The 508-nt window shown below is 72.0% G+C and carries 1 protein-coding gene; it reads left to right on the forward strand.

Features of this window, described 5'->3' with window-relative positions; genetic code table 11:
* Positions 1 to 508: HNH endonuclease family protein (locus ABD371_RS35795; protein WP_344486988.1), on the forward strand; the 508-nt coding region annotated here is incomplete at both ends.

A 508-nucleotide genomic window follows, 5' to 3' on the forward strand; every position in this document is an offset into this window, starting at 1 on the left:
CCGCCGTCAGCCGGCTTCCCGTCACCACCGAGGACCGCACCGGCTACAACCGCGACTCCTTCCGCCACTGGAACGCCGGCCTCAACCCCACCGACGGCTGCAACACCCGCGCCGAGGTCCTGATCTCCGAAGCCGTCACCGCCCCCGCGGTCGGCGCCCGCTGCGCCCTCACCGGCGGCTCCTGGTGGTCCTACTACGACGACCAGACCGTCACCTCCGCCGGCTCCCTCGACATCGACCACATGGTCCCCCTCGCCGAGGCCTGGGACTCCGGCGCCTCCGACTGGACCCCACAACGCCGCGAGTCCTACGCCAACGACCAGGGCCAGCCCTCCTCCCTCGTCGCCGTCACCGCCCGCTCCAACCGCCAGAAGTCCGACCAGGACCCCGCCCAATGGCTCCCCCCGGCCCCCGACGCCCTCTGCCGCTACCTCTCCGAATGGACCGCCACCAAGCTCCGCTGGAACCTCACCGCCGACGAGGCCGAACAGGACCGCCTCTTCGTCCT

This window comes from Streptomyces amakusaensis, assembly GCF_039532665.1.
In the GTDB taxonomy this organism is placed as follows: Bacteria; Actinomycetota; Actinomycetes; order Streptomycetales; family Streptomycetaceae; genus Streptomyces; species Streptomyces amakusaensis.